The organism is Streptomyces sp. NPDC026301, assembly GCF_055567935.1.
This window is the reverse complement of record NZ_JBVHPN010000008.1, coordinates 182,762-199,630: the sequence shown is the minus strand read 5'-3', so window position 1 is coordinate 199,630 and position 16,869 is coordinate 182,762. Positions and strand designations below refer to the sequence as shown.

General features: G+C 71.4%; 12 protein-coding genes. 3 read left to right on the top strand and 9 right to left on the bottom strand.

Features of this window, described 5'->3' with window-relative positions:
• Positions 1-29 precede the first annotated feature (29 nt).
• The 5 genes from ACZ4MH_RS16165 to ACZ4MH_RS16145 form a co-directional block, all read right to left on the bottom strand.
• Positions 30-1,583 carry a sodium:solute symporter family protein gene (locus tag ACZ4MH_RS16165; RefSeq protein ID WP_351594007.1) on the bottom strand — a complete coding sequence of 518 codons (1,554 nt, stop codon included), beginning with the start codon at positions 1,581-1,583 and terminating at the stop codon, positions 30-32.
• Between the two features lie 357 nt (positions 1,584-1,940).
• Positions 1,941-3,158: an aminotransferase-like domain-containing protein gene (locus ACZ4MH_RS16160; RefSeq protein ID WP_351594009.1), complete on the bottom strand. Its 1,218-nt coding sequence runs from the start codon at positions 3,156-3,158 to the stop codon at positions 1,941-1,943.
• 353 nt (positions 3,159-3,511) lie between these two features.
• On the bottom strand, positions 3,512-3,721 hold the full coding sequence (locus ACZ4MH_RS16155; RefSeq protein ID WP_351594011.1) for a DUF397 domain-containing protein: 210 nt from the start codon (positions 3,719-3,721) through the stop codon (positions 3,512-3,514).
• Positions 3,722-3,987: 266 nt separating this feature from the next.
• Entirely contained in the window at positions 3,988-4,854 is an 867-nt protein-coding gene (locus tag ACZ4MH_RS16150) for a helix-turn-helix domain-containing protein (RefSeq protein ID WP_030261813.1), read from the bottom strand.
• A gap of 834 nt (positions 4,855-5,688) precedes the next feature.
• Positions 5,689-6,450 (bottom strand): GOLPH3/VPS74 family protein, encoded by a 762-nt coding sequence (locus ACZ4MH_RS16145; protein ID WP_351594014.1) that lies wholly within the window; start codon positions 6,448-6,450, stop codon positions 5,689-5,691.
• Between the two features lie 224 nt (positions 6,451-6,674).
• Between ACZ4MH_RS16145 and ACZ4MH_RS16140 the strand changes: the two genes are divergently transcribed.
• Both ACZ4MH_RS16140 and ACZ4MH_RS16135 read left to right on the top strand, forming a co-directional pair.
• On the top strand, positions 6,675-9,368 hold the full coding sequence (locus tag ACZ4MH_RS16140) for a D-alanyl-D-alanine carboxypeptidase family protein (RefSeq protein ID WP_467754539.1): 2,694 nt from the start codon (positions 6,675-6,677) through the stop codon (positions 9,366-9,368).
• A gap of 313 nt (positions 9,369-9,681) precedes the next feature.
• Entirely contained in the window at positions 9,682-11,151 is a 1,470-nt protein-coding gene (locus ACZ4MH_RS16135; protein WP_351596089.1) for a glycosyltransferase family 39 protein, read from the top strand.
• Positions 11,152-11,191: 40 nt separating this feature from the next.
• On the opposite strand, the gene recQ is transcribed toward ACZ4MH_RS16135, so the two are convergent.
• Entirely contained in the window at positions 11,192-13,279 is a 2,088-nt protein-coding gene (gene recQ / locus ACZ4MH_RS16130) for a DNA helicase RecQ (RefSeq protein ID WP_351596091.1), read from the bottom strand.
• Positions 13,280-13,415: 136 nt separating this feature from the next.
• Complete coding sequence (locus ACZ4MH_RS16125; RefSeq protein WP_351596094.1) at positions 13,416-13,835, bottom strand: excalibur calcium-binding domain-containing protein; 420 nt, start codon at positions 13,833-13,835, stop codon at positions 13,416-13,418.
• A gap of 4 nt (positions 13,836-13,839) precedes the next feature.
• Here ACZ4MH_RS16125 and ACZ4MH_RS16120 point away from each other — a divergent pair, with 4 nt between their 5' ends.
• Positions 13,840-14,037, top strand: coding sequence for a hypothetical protein (locus ACZ4MH_RS16120; protein ID WP_351596097.1), 198 nt, complete (start codon positions 13,840-13,842; stop codon positions 14,035-14,037).
• A gap of 398 nt (positions 14,038-14,435) precedes the next feature.
• Here ACZ4MH_RS16120 and ACZ4MH_RS16115 read toward each other — a convergent pair whose 3' ends face one another.
• Both ACZ4MH_RS16115 and ACZ4MH_RS16110 read right to left on the bottom strand, forming a co-directional pair.
• Positions 14,436-15,311, bottom strand: a complete 876-nt coding sequence (locus ACZ4MH_RS16115; RefSeq protein ID WP_351596100.1) for a VC0807 family protein — start codon at positions 15,309-15,311, stop codon at positions 14,436-14,438.
• Positions 15,308-16,798 (bottom strand): carotenoid oxygenase family protein, encoded by a 1,491-nt coding sequence (locus ACZ4MH_RS16110; protein ID WP_351596103.1) that lies wholly within the window; start codon positions 16,796-16,798, stop codon positions 15,308-15,310. The genes ACZ4MH_RS16115 and ACZ4MH_RS16110 overlap by 4 nt, the downstream gene beginning before the upstream one ends.
• Positions 16,799-16,869: the final 71 nt, after the last annotated feature.

The following is a 16,869-nucleotide window of genomic DNA, read 5'->3' as shown; positions in this document are numbered from 1 at the left end:
GGCACAGCGGCCCCTCCCGGGTGCGGCGGTTACACGGGCTTCTTCTGGTCCTGCGGAGCGGACTGCCCGGGGACGGTCAGCGCCGCCGCACCGGGACCTTCGTCGTCCCCGTCGGAGTTGATCCGGGCCAGTACCGCGTCCCGCTCCGGCGTGTCCTCCGGTTTCACCAGCCCGATCAGCATGAACAGGACGAGCGAGACGGCGACCGGCGAGACGATCTGGATCTGCAGCGAGAGGCCGGTGACCCCGTAGTTCGTCAGCCAGAAGGCGAACAGGCCCGCCGCCCAGGACACCAGCGCCGCGACCGGCCCGGACCGGCGGAAGACCGGCAGCATGCCCAGCAGGAACGGGATCGAGATCGGCCCGACCAGCCCGGCCACCCACTTGATCACCACGGAGATGATGCCGGCGAAGGCCGGCGAGTCGACCTGCGTCGCGATCGCCATCGACAGGCCGAGGAAGGCCAGCGTGGACAGCCGCGCGGCCACCAGGCCCGCCCGGTGCGACCAGCCGCGTGCCTTCGCCGAGACGGCCGGCGCGATGTCCCGTGTGAACACCGCCGAAATGGCGTTGGCGTCCGAGGAGCACATCGCCATCGTGTGCGAGAAGAACCCCACGATGACCAGCCCCAGCAGCCCGTGCGGCAGCAGGCGTTCGGTGAGCAGCGCGTACGAGTCCGACGCGTCCGGCTTCTCCGCCTTCACGAGCAGCGGCGCGACCCACATGGGGAAGAACAGCACCGCCGGCCAGACGAACCACAGCACGGCCGACAGTCGCGCCGACCGCTGCGCCTCACGGGCGCTGCTGGTGGCCATGTAGCGCTGCGCCTGGTTCCACATCCCGCCGCTGTACTCGAAGGTCTTGATGAACAGGTACGCCAGCAGGAACGTCAGCGTGTACGGGCCGACCGTCGGCTGGGTGTGCGTGGCCGGCAGCCGGTCCCACACCGTCCACAGGGAGCTGACCCCGCCCAGTTCGGACAGCACGGTCACCAGCATCGCCAGGCCCGCCAGCAGCTGGATCACGAACTGCCCCAGCTCGGTGAGGGCGTCCGCCCACAGCCCGCCGACCGTGCAGTACACGGCCGTGACCACGCCCGTGATCAGGATGCCCTGGTTGAGCGACACGCCGGTGAAGACGGACAACAGGGTCGCGATCGCGGCCCACTTGGCGCCCACGTCCACGATCTTCAGCAGTACGCCGGACCAGGCGAGCGCCTGCTGCGTGGGCAGGTTGTAGCGGGTCTTCAGGTATTCGAGCGGCGAAGCGACGTGCAGCCGGGAGCGCAGCCGGTTCAGCCGGCCCGCGAACAGCCGGGCGCCGATCGCGATGCCGATCGCGATGGGGAAGGACCAGGTGACGTACGAAGTGATGCCGTACTGGTAGGAGATGCCCGCGTACCCGGTGAACATCACGGCGCTGTACCCGGACATGTGGTGCGAGATGCCGGACAGCCACCAGGGCATCCGGCCGCCCGCGGTGAAGAAGTCGCTCACGTTGTCGACGCGTTTGTGCGACCACACGCCGATGGCGACCATGACGCCGAAGTATCCGATGAGCACAGTCCAGTCGAGACCGTTCATGCCCCCTCCAAGGGGTCCGCCTTGTGAACGTGCAAGAACGCAACAGCACTTCGCCCAGGCGGTGTCCCCGTGCGGGAGTGGGGACTTCGGGGATTGAATCGTTCGTACGGAGGCTGGTCAAGAGGGTTCGTAGGTCACAGATGTGAACGCTAGTCACCTAACCGAACGATTTTACTGTCTCTTGACCTCACGCCTCGTTGTCGTGCCCGCGACGGCGCCCGCACCATGAGCGGACACTTCGCCAGGCTCCGCACAGAAAAAAGCACCACACGGGAGCGGGATCCCGTGCGGTGCAGAGAGGAGGGCGTATACGGAGTCACATGACAGTTCGTGCGACGGGGCGTATACGGAAGGGCGTCAGCGGAGGGCCGCGGCCAGCCGCCGCAGACCTTCCCGGATCTCCTCCGGGGAGTGCGTCACGAAGGACAGCCGCATGGTCGCCGCGTCGGCCCGGCCCGCGAAGAACGGCGCCCCCGGGACGTACGCGACGTCGTGCTCGACCACCGACGGCAGCAGCTCCGTCGCGTCGTACCCGGCCGGCAGCTGCGCCCACACGAACATGCCGCCCGTGGGCCGGTTCCAGCGCGAGCCCTCCGGGAGCGCGTCGCCCAGCCCCGCGAGCAGCGCGTCGCGCCGCTCGCGGTACGCGACCCGCACCCGGTCCAGGTGCGCGCCCAGGTCGGCGTGCGCCAGGTAGTGCGCCGTGGCCGCCTGGTCGACGGTCGAGGTGTGCAGGTCGGCGGCCTGCTTGGCGATCACGCAGGCGCGCCGCAGCGAGCCGGGCGCGCGCAGCCAGCCCAGCCGCAGCCCCGGCGCCATGATCTTGGAGAACGAACCGAGCAGCGCCGTACGGTCCTCGGCGCCCGGGAAGGTCGCCACCCACGGCACCGGCTCGCCCTCGAAGCGCAGCTCGCCGTAGGGGTCGTCCTCCACGATCCACAGCCCGCGGCGCGCCGCCACCGCGCCGATCGCGGCCCGGCGCTCGGCGGGCAGCGTGCGCCCGGTCGGGTTCTGGAACGTCGGCACGGTGTAGAGCAGCTTCGGCCGCTCCCGCACGACGATCTCGTCCAGCGCCTCGGGGTCCAGCCCGTCGTCGTCGCACGGCACGGGCACCACCCGGGCGCCCGCGAACGAGAAGATCTGCAGCGCCGCGAGATAACAGGGCGCCTCTACCACGACCGTGTCGCCCGGCTCCAGCAGCGCGGTCGACAGCAGGGTGAGGCCCTGCTGCGAGCCGGTGGTGATCAGCAGGTCGTCGGGGGCGGTGGCCAGGCCGCGCGCGGTGGCCCGCTCGGCGACGATACTGCGCAGCGCCGGGTCGCCCTCGGTGGTCGAGTACTGCAGCACCTGCCGCGGGCGGTCCATCAGTACATGCCGGAAGGCGTCGGCGATGCCGTCCGCGTCGAACAGCTCCGGAGCGGGCAGCCCGCCGGCGAACGAGATCACCTCGGGCCGCGCGGTCAGCGCCAGAATCTCCCGCACGGGCGAGGCCCCGGTCCGCGACGCCCGCCCGGCGAGCCCGGGAACGGGGGCGGGGACGGCGGTCGTGACAGTGGCGGACGCGGCTCCGGACATGGCGGCTGGCTCCCATCGCTCATTTCGCGCTCACGCCGTTAACCGACGTTAGCTGCAAGGTGCATGGAGCTTATGTCTCCGGACGTGCGTCTCGCGCGGCTATCCGCATGGTGGGCACTTCCGCGCGCTCGGCCTTGTTCCAGAAGGGCGGCGTCGGGGGAGGGGGACGCCGGATGGGCAGAAGGCCGAGCCCCCTCGGCCGGGACGGCGATCCAGTCGAGAGGGCTCGTTGCGGTGGTGCGGTGTGGTGAGGCAATGAAGTTGTGGAGCGGCGGATATGGAGTTGTGGAATCGGGTGGTGCTTTCTGGTGGGTGCAGAACGCGGACTTCTGAGGGGCTGGACGACGGGCCGTTCAGGCCACGTCGTACGTACCGGCGCCGACCTCCGTCACGAACGTGCTCCAGGCGGCGGTGTCGAACGTCAGACGGGGGCCATCGGGGTTCTTGGAGTCGCGCACCGCGATGGCTTCGGTCGTCGGCACGGCGATCTCGACGCAGGCGCCGTTGCCACCGGAGTACGAGGACTTCGTCCAGGACAGTGCGGAATTGGGCTGGGTTGCCATGTTTACTCCGACTCACTCTGGGTTGCCGCGACTTGGCGCGGATTCGGTATGCATGACGCTACGCGCCAACATCACCGACGCCAGAGGGGTGTCACTCATTCGTATGGCATATTCCTTGATCCCTTTTCAAAGAAACCGGCGCCGGTGTACCGTGCCCGCTTCCCTTCCGGAATTCGGTATTCGGACGCCTTACGGGCCGTTTCCCGCCAGCTGAAGCCCCGCAGCTCAAGTCCGGCGGCCGGCTCGACCGGCGCCCGGCCCGCGTCTCACCTCGTGCTGTCGGCGTGCTGCTTGGCGGCCTCGGCGATGAACTCCCGGCTCTGATCGGCGTTGAGCGCCTGGGCCCGCAGATGCTCGTACATGATCGTGTACTTGTGCACGTCGTTGGTCTTCTCCAGGTACAGGTCGCTCGTGACGCCCTCGATGTAGACCACGCTGGAGTCGGCCGCGTCGTCGAACTCCAGGATCGAGAACGTGCCGGACATCCCGGCGTGCGCGCCCGTGTCGTACGGCAGCACCTGGACCGTCACGTGCGGCAGCTTGCTGATCTCCACGAGGTGTTCCAGCTGCTCGCGCATGATGAGGTGGCTGCCGACGACGCGGCGCAGCGCGCTCTCGTCCAGCACGACCCACAGCCGCAGCGGGGTGTGCGGATCGCTGACCCGCTCCTGCCGCCGCATACGCACCTGGATGCGCTTCTCCAGCTGGTCCGGCGCCAGCTCCGGGACGGTCCCCGGGATCACCGCCTCCGCGTACCCGGGCGTCTGCAGCAGGCCCGGCACGAGCAGCGATTCGTACACCCGCAGCGAGGCGGCCTCGGTCTCCAGGCCGATGTAGACGCTGTACGGGATGTCGCCGAAGGCGTGCCACCAGCCCTGCTGGCGCGAGTCCTTCGCCATCTGCATCAGCGAATCGACGATGCGGTGATCCTCGACTTCGTACACCCCGCAGAGATCGCGGACGTCGCGCTGGCTGATGCTGCGGCGGCCGTTCTCGAGCCTGCTGATCTTCGATTGCGAGACCAGCAGCCGCTCGGCGACCTCCTCCGCGGTCATGCCCTTGAGCTCCCGGAGCCTGCGCAGCTCCTGGCCCAACCGGCGTCGCCTGACGGTGGGATTCACATTGGACGCCACGGGACGTGCACCTCCGGCTCCGGACTGCTGTTTTTTCCTGTTCAGCAGATTGCCACCACCGGTCGGCGCCGCGCTGGGAAATGGCCGGACAAGGTGGGCACGGGTACGAGAGGCCCTACGGGATGCGGCGGGCCGGACGGCGCCCGCTGCGACGTACGGGCGGATACCGGGAGCGCGTACGGAAGCGGAACCGGCGCCCGCGCCCGGTGCCGGGATCGGTGCGCCCGCGCCCGGGCCGGGGCCTGGAAGGCGGTGTGCGGGCCTGTACGCGGGCGTACGGGCTCTGCCGGGCGCCGGCGGTAAGCGGAAGCAGGCGCGCGGGCGTGCGCGCCTGCTGGGGGCGCGGAGCGCCGTCGGAGCACCGGTACCGGTACCTGCCCGACAGGCGGCCGAGGGCCGGGAAACTGGCCCGGGCCGAGGGCGGCCGGAAAAGGGGCGCGGGGTGGCGGGCCCGCCGTCGTCCAGAACGGCAGATCCACCACCCCGCGCCTACTGCGGCTCCCGGACGGGACCTGGGGTCGGTGCTGCGGTGTGTCGCCGGGTGCTGCGTTGCCGGCTGTTCGGCCGCCGGGTACTGCCTGTCGGCAGCCGGTTCGTCACCGGGCGCTACGTTGTCGGTACTGCGGTCGTGCGTGAGGGATGCTGCTGCGGACGGGGTGGGTCCGGTCAGGCAGCCGTCGCGCGCTGTCTGCCGCGCGAGTGCTGCTCCTGCCGGTGCCGCCCTGGGGTCGGCGGCGTCCTGCTGCTGTCCCGTCCTGTGAAGTGCGTCCGGTTCCTGTCCGTCCCGGTCCTGTCCGTCCCGGGGTGCTGTCCGCCCGGGTACTGTCCGTCCGGCTAACGGGCGCCGACGCGGGCCATGCTGCCCCGCAGTGGCTGTGCCGGAACGCCTGGCGTCCCGTCCGTGGCCCGGGCGGCCGGCTGTCGGCCGGCTCCGGGGCCCGGCCCCGCTGCCGTTGCGCGCCTCGGCTGCACCGCGGCGCCGTTCTGCACGTCCATGACGGCGTGCGCGACCAGCCCGCCCATGGGGTCGTGCCGGATGAGGTCCCGGAGGCGGGAGCGCGATGAACGCCCTTCGTTCCCGGGGTAGAGATGCTTGCCGAGGCCGACCGCGTGGGCCAGTGCGGCGAGCGCCGCGGTCCGCGGGTCCGGTGGTACGCCGGTGCGGATCGCGTTGTCCAGCCGGGTCCTGATTTCCCGGCTGATGGCCGTGTCCGTCGCTTGGTAGCGAGTCGTCGGCAGCACCCCGCACATCTGACCCGCCACGGCATGCACCATGCCGCACCGCTCCAGATGCGTGAGGTAGGTCTGGCGCAGCCCCAGCCGGGGCCCGCCGATCCAGTGGACCGCGCGCACCGGGCTGCCGCGCCGTCGCAGCAACTCGAGCGCCGAATCCAGTGTCGGATCTCCAGTCGGCCGTGGCAGTACCACGGCGATACGATCCCCGTCAGGGGCTATCCGTCCCGCCAGAGCCAGCTCCACTAGCTGGGCCCCGGCAAGACCGAGGTCGAGCGACTGCGGCTGCGCTGTGGTTCCCGTGGCCGGGTCCAAAGCGAGCAGCAGAAGCTCCTCCGGAATTGTTCTGCGGCTCCTGCCCATCCATGCCTCCCCGCGTGGATGAATGACAGGGTGACCCCTCTCACATTCATCTGTCGAGAGTGCGTGGGTGATTCGGCAGGGAACCGGCAGGTATGTCGTTCTCGTCTACCGCGTGGGCGACAGCCTCTGAGAGCGGGGCGCGAGCCCCGGACCGCGCGGCGACGCAGCCGCGCTTCTCGCACACAGGACACTTGGCAACACTGGGCAGATCAGCAGCGCGACGTATGAAGGAGACACCGGTGGCGGGCGAGTCCCCCGACAGGTCGGAGCAGAAGCAGTCGTCGGGGGAGACGGCGGAGAGCGAACGCGATCCGCGGCTCGCGGTCTTCCGTGCTGCACCGACGGATACGGAGACGTCCGGGGAGGCAGCCGAGGAGGCCACCGAGGACGAATCCACGGAAACGTCCACGGAGACGCCCGCGGAGCCGGATTCGGTTGCGGCGGCCGGGGAGAAGGACGGTTCCGGGAACGGCGAAGGCGGCGATGCCCGGCTCAAGGCGGCGGTGGCCGCCTGGGTGGCGGGCAAGGACGCCACGGACGGCGCGCAGGGCGTGGAGGCGGGTGAGGAAGCCCCTGAGGCCCCTTCTGGCGCCTCGGAGGCCCCTGCGGGCGGCGACGTGGCCGAGGACGAGGTCGAGGGCGACGTGACTGAGGGCGAGGCCGACGCGGAGACCGGTGGCGCGGCCGAGGCCGACACCGAAGCCGAAGGCGACGCCGACGCCGAAGCGGAGTCCGCGCTGCCCGTACGGAAGCCGGGCGGCAAGGCCAAGAAGGGCGCCGGTCAGCCGGACCAGCCGACGGCCGTCTTCGGCACGGTGACCCCGAAGTCGGCCCCCGCTGATGACGCCACCCGAGTGTTTGCTGCCGTAAAGCCGAAGGGTGAAGAGAAGGCTCCCGCCAAGGACGCCACCAAGGACGCCGAGAAGGGCGCCAAGGAGGACGCGGAGAAGGACGCGGAGGCCCGGAAGGCCACGGCTGCCGCCATCCCCAAGCGGTCGGAGACCGCGAAGAAGGCCGCAGCCGCCGCCACGCCCAAGGACGCCGAGCCCGGCGGCAGCGAGGACGAGAAGGACGCCGAGAAGGGCGCGCAGAAGAGCGCCCAGAAGGACGTCACGAAGGACGAGAAGAAGAGCGACGAGGGCGGCGCCAAGAAGGAGGACGGCGCCAAGAAGAGCGACGGGGAGAGCGCCAAGAAGGACGCCGAGGACAGCAAGGCGTCCGAGAGCAGCAAGGACAGCAAGGACAGCAAGGACAGCAAGAGCGGCAAGGGCGGCAAGGACAGCAAGGGCGCCGAGGAGGCCAAGGGCGCCGAGAAGTCCAAGGACGACGAGAAGTCCGGCAAGGCGGCCCCCGAGCGGGACGCCGAGCGGACCAGTCAGTTCGTCGCGCTGAAGTCGGCGGACGAGCGGCCGGTCAAGCCGCCGAAGCCGGCTGCCGGTAAGCCCGGCGCCGCCTCGGACATCCCCAAGGCCCCGGGCAAGGCCCCGGGCGCCGCCGCCGCGTCCGCCCCGCTCCCGCCGGCCGCCGAGCCCCCGGCGCGCCCCGGCCCGCAGCCGGCCGCCGCCCAGCCGTCGTCCACCGCCCCCGAAGGGGCCCCCGCGCTGCCCGACTCCGAGCGTACGAAGCAGCAGCCGCTGCCCCCGCTCGACCTGCTCGCGCAGCTCACCAACACCCCGCCGCCGCCCGAGACCCCGATCCGTACGATCGTGCGGCGGTTCAAGATCTGGACCCCGCTGGTCCTGCTGCTCCTGCTGGTCTTCGTGGTCGTGCAGGCCGTGCGCCCGCTCCCGGACCCGGCGCTCACGCTGACCTCGGACGCGACGTACTCCTTCGACGGCGGCAAGCCGTCCCTGCCCTGGCCGTCCGAGGGCCAGGCGTACGTCGAGGTGTCCGGCCTGGGCCCGATCGGCTCGTACGGCGCGCAGAAGCCGATCCCGATCGGCAGCGTCGCCAAGACGATGACCGCGTACATCATCATGCGCGACCACCCGATGGAGCAGGGCAAGAAGGGCCCGATGATCCGGGTCGACAAGCAGGCCGAGGAGGACGGCAAGAAGGGCGCGGGCCACGGTGACGAGTCGGTCCTCGACACCGTCAAGGAAGGCGACCACATCTCGCAGAAGGACGCGCTGTCCGCGGTCATGATCCCCTCCGCGAACAACATCGCCCGGCTGCTGGCCCGTTGGGACGCCGGTTCCCAGGAGGCGTTCGTCAAGAAGATGAACGCCACCGCCAAGGATCTCGGCATGAAGAACACCACCTACACCGACCCCAGCGGTCTGATCGAGACCACCGTCAGCACCGCCCAGGACCAGGTGAAGCTGGGCAAGAAGGCGATGGAGATCCCCTCGCTGGTGGACATCACCAAGCTGCCGTCGTGGACCGACCCCTCCGGCAAGACCTGGCGGAACTTCAACACCCTCCCGCCGTACAACAACGCCATCGGCCTCAAGACCGGCTCCACCTCGAAGGCGGGCGGCAACCTGCTCTTCGCCGGCCGGCAGCAGGTCGGCGGCACGACGCAGCTGATCGTCGGCGCGGTGCTCGGCCAGCACCGGCCGCCGATCATCGACACCGCCAACGCCGTCAGCAAGGAACTGCTCACCACCGCCCAGGGCGCCCTGGAGGACCGTACGGTCGTGAAGAAGGGCGACGTCGTCGGTGTGGTGGACGACGGCGTCGGCGGCACCACGCCGGTCGTGGCGACCAAGGACCTCAAGGCGGTCGGCTGGAACGCCCTGACGGTCAAGCTGGGGCTGACGGACAAGGGCAAGACCATTCCGCACACGGCGAAGGCCGGTACGAAGGTCGGCGTGCTGACGGCGGGCAGCGGCCCGGGCCAGGCCAAGGTCCCGGTGGCGCTCCAGAAGGACCTCGCCGAGCCGTCCTTCGGCGCGAAGCTCACGCGCGTGGGCTGACCCGGCGCCCGTCCCGCACATACCGCAACGCCCCGGTTCCGCCGGGGCGTTGCGCGTACGGGGGGCGAGCGATCCGCCCCTGTACGGCTGATCCGCACGGCTTACCTGTACGGCTGACGTGTTCGGCTGAGCGGTAATGTGAAGCGGCGCTGCCGGACCGGAGGCCGGGGGCCGGGGGCCAGGGCCGGGGGCACGGAAGTCCGGGGCGCCAGGCCCGATTCCGACCGCTCGGGAGCCCGTCATCGATACCGCGCTGAACGTCCGGACCGCCACGGGACTCGTACGCGCCGAGCCCGCGCCCTGGACAAGGATCGTGCCGGCGCCGTGCGTGCTGACGCTGGCGCTGGGCCTGTGGGGCGTCCGCCGCCAGGGCAGCATGTGGCGCGACGAGGTCGTCACCTACGACATGGCGCACCGGAGCCTGCCCGAGCTGTGGGACACGCTGCAGAACGTCGATGCCGTACACGGCTTCTACTACCTCCTCATGCACGCCCTCTTCGACGTCCTCGGCGGTGGCGTGACGACCCTGCGGCTGCCCTCGGTACTGGCGATGACCGCGGCCGCCGCGGGGGTCGCGCTCCTGGGGGCGTGGGTGGCCGGGGAGCGCGCGGGCATGGCGGCCGGGCTGGTCTTCCCGCTCCTGCCGCTCGTGCAGGAGTACGCGCAGGAGGGCCGTTCGTACGCGCTCGTCTGCGCGCTGGTCACATGGTCCACGTACCTCCTTGTCCGGGCGCTCGCCGAGAGCCCCGTCACCGTGGACGCGCCGCGGCTCGGACTCTTCGGCGTGCCCGGTGCCGCGCGGCGCTGGTGGACGGGGTACGTGCTCGTGACGCTGGCCGCCTGTCTGCTGCACGAGTTCGCCGTGCTGGTGCTCGCGGCGCACGGCATGACAGTGGTCCTGTCCGGCGTGCCGGGCGCGGTCCGCCGCGCCGTCCGCCGTACCTGGCTCGTCGCCGCCGGCGTGGTGGCCGCCGGTCTCGCGCCGCTCGCGCTGTTCAGTATGGGGCAGTCGGCCCAGCTCGGCTGGATCCTGTGGCCCGATCCCGTGCAGCTGGTGAGCTTCGGGGTGCTCGTGGTCGTGGGCGTACTCTGCGCCCGCGTACCGGTCCGGACACGGGGGCCGGTGCGGCTGCGGCCGCTCGCGCTGCCGCTGCTGATCGTGCCGCCGGCCGCGCTGATGCTGCTCTCCCAGCTCAAGCCGATGTACGTCGACCGCTACGTCCTCTATTGCGTTGTCGGCTTCGCCCTTCTGATGGGCGCTGCCCTGGACCGGGCCTTCCGGCCGCTCGGCGACGACGGCCGGGCCCGCAGGCGGCGCGCGGGGTGGGCGCTGGTGGCCGTACTGGTCGCGCTGCTGCCCGCCGCCGTGTACTTGCGCAGCCCGCAGAGCCGTACGGACGACGCCACCGCCGTCGTCCGGGCCGTACGGGCGGCGGCCGAGCCCGGTGACGGGCTGCTCTTCATGCCGGCCAGGCGGCGGGTGTGGACCCGGTCCGAGCCGGAGCGGTTCCGCGACCTGACCGACCTGGCGCTGTCCCGGGCGCCGGACTCCTCGCGCTCCCTGTACGGCACGGAGGTCTCCGCCGACCGCATCCGGGCCCGAATGCTCGGCACCGAGCGCATCGTCGTCCTCAGCGACCCGCGCGACGAGCCGGAGGACGAGACCTCCGCGGAGATCGTCAAGCGCACCACCCTCCGCGACTCCTTCACCCAGTGCGGCACCCAGGACGTCACCGGCGCCCGCGTCACGGTCTACGCCCGCCCGGGGCACTGCGAGGACTGACAGCTGACGGCGCGGGGGTGCCGAGGGCGCCCTTCCCCGCTTACCAGTCGTCCATAGGCGGCTCTTCCATGTCCCAGTCCCAGGACTCGTCGGAGTCGGGAGCGGCGGTCTTCCCGCCGGCGGTGACAGCGGCGGCCGCCACCGGGGCCCCGCCGGCCGGACCGCCATCCGTACCGACGGCGGCCGAGCTCTCACCGGCCGCCGGGGCACTGCCCGCCTGGCCGTCCGACAGCACCTCCAGGATCGACTCGCCGTACTTCGCGAGCTTGTTCTCGCCGACGCCGTTGACCGTGCCCAGTTCGGCCGTCGTGGACGGCCGGGCCGTGGCGATCTCGCGGAGCGTGGCGTCGTGGAAGATGACGTACGCCGGGACGCCCTGCTCCTTCGCCGTCCGGCCGCGCCACGCCCGCAGCGCCTCGAACACCGGCATCACCTCCGCCGGCAGATCGACCGGCGCCCGCTTGCCCTTCGCGGCCTTCGCCCTGGCCGCCCGGGCCGGCTTCTCCGGCTCGCGCCGCAGCAGGACCTGGCGATCCCCGCGCAGTACTTCGCCGCTCGTCCCGGTCAGCACCAGCGTGCCGTAGTCACCCTCGACCGCCAGCAGCTGCTGCGCCAGCAACTGCCGTACGACGCCCCGCCAGTCGGCCTCCCGCAGATCGGCGCCGATACCGAACACACTCAGCGCGTCATGGTCGAACTGGATGACCTTGGCAGTCTTCCGGCCCATCAGGATGTCGACGATCTGGCCCGTGCCGAACTTCTGGCCGCGCTCGCGCTGCAGCCGGACGATCGTCGACAGCAGCTTCTGCGCGGGCACCGTGCCGTCCCAGGACTGCGGCGGCGCCAGGCACGTGTCGCAGTTGCCGCACGGGGTGCTCTCCTGGCCGAAGTACGCGAGCAGCCGCACCCGCCGGCACTCCACCGTCTCGCACAGCGCGAGCATCGCGTCGAGGTGCGCCGCCAGCCGCCGCCGGTGCGCCTCGTCGCCCTCCGAGCCGTCGATCATCTTCCGCTGCTGGACCACGTCCTGCAGGCCGTACGCCAGCCAGGCCGTGGACGGCAGGCCGTCGCGTCCGGCGCGGCCGGTCTCCTGGTAGTACCCCTCCACCGACTTCGGCAAGTCGAGGTGGGCCACGAAGCGCACGTCCGGCTTGTCGATGCCCATCCCGAACGCGATGGTGGCGACCACCACGAGGCCGTCCTCGCGGAGGAAGCGCGACTGGTGGTGCGCGCGGGTGCGTGGGTCGAGACCGGCGTGGTACGGCACGGCGGCGACGCCGTTCTCCACGAGGAACTGGGCGGTCTTCTCCACGGAGGCGCGGGAGAGGCAGTACACGATGCCGGCGTCCCCGGCGTGCTCCGTGCGCAGCAGGTCCAGCAGCTGCTTCTTCGGCTCGCTCTTCGACGCGATGCGGTACTGGATGTTCGGCCGGTCGAAGCTGGCGACGAAGTGCCGGGCCTGCTCCATCCGCAGCCGCGAGGTGATCTCGGTGTGGGTGGCCTCGGTGGCCGTGGCGGTGAGCGCGATCCGGGGGACGTCGGGCCAGCGCTCGTGCAGCATCGACAGGGCGAGGTAGTCGGGGCGGAAGTCGTGGCCCCACTGGGCGACGCAGTGCGCCTCGTCGATGGCGAAGAGGGAGATCTTCCCCCGGTCCAGCAGGCCGAGCGTCTGCTCCACGCGCAGCCGCTCGGGCGCGAGGTAGAGCAGGTCCAGCTCGCCGGCCAGGAACTCCGCCTCCACGAGGCGGCGCTCCTCCATGTCCTGCGTGGAGTTCAGGAACCCGGCGCGCACGCCGACCGCGCGCAGCGCGTCGACCTGGTCCTGCATCAGCGCGATGAGCGGGGAGACGACGACGCCCGTGCCGGGGCGCACGAGCGAGGGGATCTGGTAGCAGAGCGACTTGCCGCCGCCGGTCGGCATGAGGACGACGGCGTCGCCGCCGCCGATGACGTGCTCGACGATCTCCTGCTGGCTGCCGCGGAACGCGTCGTACCCGAAGATCCGGTGCAGCACCTCCAGGGCCTCGCCGCCCGGCGCCCCACCGGTCCGCGCGTCACCGCCGCCCGGGCCGGGGCCTGCGCCCGTGCCACCCGGGGCTCCGTCCAGCCCATCGTCCACGTCGTTCATGCCAGGCAGCTTACGAGCCCGACCCGCCCCGCCGCTGAGCCTGTGGATAACTCCCCCCGAGCGGGACAGTCAGGGAGCGGGCGAACGCCGAACGGCGTGGGCGATGTCACGCGGAAGAGCAGCACGGGGTGCAAGATCACCGCTCGTACGGTTCGCAGGCCGTGCCGTCGTGATCGCGGTCCAGGTGTTCCGCGTAACCCGGTTCGCCGGACTGGATCGGAGCCGCGCTCGCGTCGCGGGCATCGGCGCAGGTGTCGTAGTACGCCGACGACCCGGGCTCCTCGGATGTCGTTCCGGGCTCCTCGGACGTCGATCCGCCGGTGGCCCGTATCGATGCGCCGGTGATGACACCGTCGGCCACGGTGTACGTGCCGGCGAAGGAGCGCACCGAGCCGTCCGACTGCAGTGCGTCGAGATGGACGGTGACCCGGCCGCCCTCGACGCCGAGGATATGGACGGTGTCCTGCAACGTGTCGGCGAAGCCCTCGGTGAACGCGCTGTACGAGCCACCGAGGTTCTTGCCGCCCAGCGCCCATGCCTGCTGGTAGTCGCCCACGTTGATGGCGTCGAAGTACGCCTCGACGGTGGCCGCGGCATCGCGGACGGTCGCCGGAGCCGACGTCCGTGGCCCCTCCGAATGCTGCGACGGCGGCGCGGGAGCGGAGGAGGAGGCGGGAGCGGGCGGTGCCGAAGTACGTGGCGGGGTGGTGACCGTCGCCGTGCTGGTGACCGTCTTCGAGGCGCTGCCGGACGAGTAACCCGAGGAGCAGCCGCCGAGGGCCAAGGCGACCACGGCCGACCCTGCCAGCAGGCCCGCGGTGCACCGGGATCGTCGTGTGCAGACCGCTCTGGAGGCGCTGAATGCGCGGGTCATGCCGAGTGTGCGAGATATGCCGAGTGTGCGGGACCGGTGCCCCATGAAGATCACCCACCACTATGGGTACGGGGCACTGCTCTCTGGGAACTGCATGGCGCACCCTGCGCGTCGGTCCGGGTGCCCGTTGCTTCATTGTCCGCTGCATGCGGCCGCTGCGCCTGGGGGGCGCGGAGGGCGTGAAGACGGATACGGGGAGCGCGGAGACGGATGCGGGGTGGCGCGGTGCGGCCCCCCGCGCCGTACCGTGTCGCCCCGCATCCGTCCGGTTTTCCGGGCCGCCTACTGGGCGGCGCGGCGGGTGGCCCGCTTGCGGTGGACGACGGTGTAGAAGGTGAGCAGGACGAAGGTGGCGATCTGCAGCAGGCCGGACAGGCCGGTGGCCGCGTCGACCGGCAGCATGTAGATCATCGGGAGCCTGAGGACGGCCTCGGCCAGCATGCCGATGCCCCACACGCACGTCATGATCGTCACCGTGCGCCGGAACGCGGGCTCACCGGCCCACCGCTGGTCGAGTTCGGCCCGGGCCCGCGCCGTGCGGCCCTGTGTGCGGCGGATGACAGCGAAGATCATTGGTCGTCCGGCCACCGCCGTACCCAGGAAGATCAGCCCCGCGAGGCCGGTCGGCACCGAGTCCTTGGCCAGTACGAACCGCGCGTCGCCGCTCACGAAGGACAGCAGCAGGCCGACGCCCCATACGGAGAGCATGAACGCGGCGAACACATCGAAGCGGCGCGGGAGGAACGCCACGTATGCCACGCGGAGCGCGGCCGCGAGGGTGGCGCCGAGCATCGAGACGTACACGCTCGTGCCGAACGCCCGCAGGGCGTAGTACGCGCCGATCGACAGCCCCACGTCCCAGACGAGGGTCGAGATCGTCTCCCAGAGGCCGGTCGACCAGCGCTCGCCCTCGCGTGGGCTGGTGGCGCTCGCGCCCCTTTGCTGCGCGCCGGGCTCCGCCGGCCGCCCCGATGCCGTCTCCGATCCGGCCGTCTCCGATCCGGCCGTTTCCGATCCCGCCGTCTCCGGTCCCGCCGTTTCCGATCCCATGGTCTCCGCCCCCGTATGCACCGTTACTTCTCCTTGCTGCGCTTGCTGGCCGTGCTGCGCTCGCTGCCCTTGCCGGTTGTAACCGTCGTAGTACGTGGTCGCGCTCATCGCTCGCCCCCGTCGCTGCCGCGTCCCCCGTCGCTCGCCCGCTCCCCGTCCGCGAGCCATGACCCATGGAAGCCTGCCGGGACCGCGCGCGGTAGGTGAATCGAGGCCACGGGGGCCGCGGTGAGGTCGGTGGCGTCCAGGACGAGGAGTTCGGAGCCGGCGCCCGAGCGGTCGGTGACGAGCGACAGCAGCCAGCCCTCGTCCTCGGCGCGCGCGTCCCGAGCCGGTACGAACACCGCCTCGCCGACCGCCCGGTCCGGACCGACGTCGTGCACCTGGCGCTCGCCGGTGGTCACGTCGTACCGGACCACCGCACCGCTCGGCTCCTCGGACGCGAGGTAGAGGTACCGGTGCGCGCGCCCCACCCGTCCGGCGTGCACGGTGGGGAACTCGACCGCGAGATCGTCCAGGGCCGCTTCGCCCACGGCGCCGGTCACCGGGTCGAGCGTCCACCGGTACAGCACCGGCCCGGCCGCGGCAGAGCCGCTCGCCCCCGGGCCGCCGATCGTCGCCCACAGATCGTTGAACGTTCCTCTGTCGTACCGCACGGCGTCCAGCACGATCCGCCCCGCCGCGTCCTCCCGGGCGTTGCCCACGTGGAACACGTAACAGGGCTCGATCTCGAACCACCGCACCGGACCGTCGCCGGACCGTTCCATCACGCCCAGCCGCGCCCCGTACGCGTCGTTCCACCGCATCGGCATGCCCCCGCCGCGCAGCGCCGTGTCGAACGTGACCGGAAGGTCGAGCCAGATCACATACCGCTCGGTGATCGCGAAGTCGTGCATCATCGTCGGCGCCGGCACGTCCACCACCCGGCTGAACTCCAGCTCGCCGGCCGCCGACATCCGGTGGTACGTGACATACGGAGGCGTCAGCGCGTACCCGAAGAAGTGCAGCTCCCCGGTGTCCGGGTCCTCCTTCGGGTGCGCCGTCATCGCGGTACGCAGCCGGCCTCCGAAGTCCTCGGGGCCGACCGTGCCGAGCTCGGGCGTCATCCGGTACGGCAGCCCGCCCTCGCACAGGGCCAGCAGCCGGCCGCCGTGCTCGATGACGTGCGTGTTGGCCGGGTTGGCGGCCAGGTCGGGGGTGCCGTCGGGGCGCGTGGCGGGGGCGCCGGCGAGGCGCGTGGTGCGCACCCAGCGGTTGCGGTACCACTCGGCGCGCCCGTCGGCGATCCGTATGCCGTGCAGCATCCCGTGCCCGAGGAACCAGTGCCCGCGGAACCAGTGCCCGCCGCCGTCCGAAGAGGACAGTGAAGAGGGCAGTGAAGAAGCCAGCGAAGAGGGCAGCGGATTGGGGCCGTTACGGAGGTAGCGGCCGTTCAGCTCCGGCGGCAGGGCGCCGCTGACCGGCAGGTCGTACGCGTCGATCTCGTCCGGTACGGGCGTGAGATGCCCGGCGAGGGCCAGGCCAGCCCCCGTCCCGGCCGCCCCGATTGCCGTCGCTTCGACATCCTCGACCTCTTTGGCTATCGCGTCGCCCATGCCCCGTCCCCCGTACTCCTCGTCCGTGCGTACAGCGTCTTGCCGCCGCACCGCACTCCAGATTGGACATG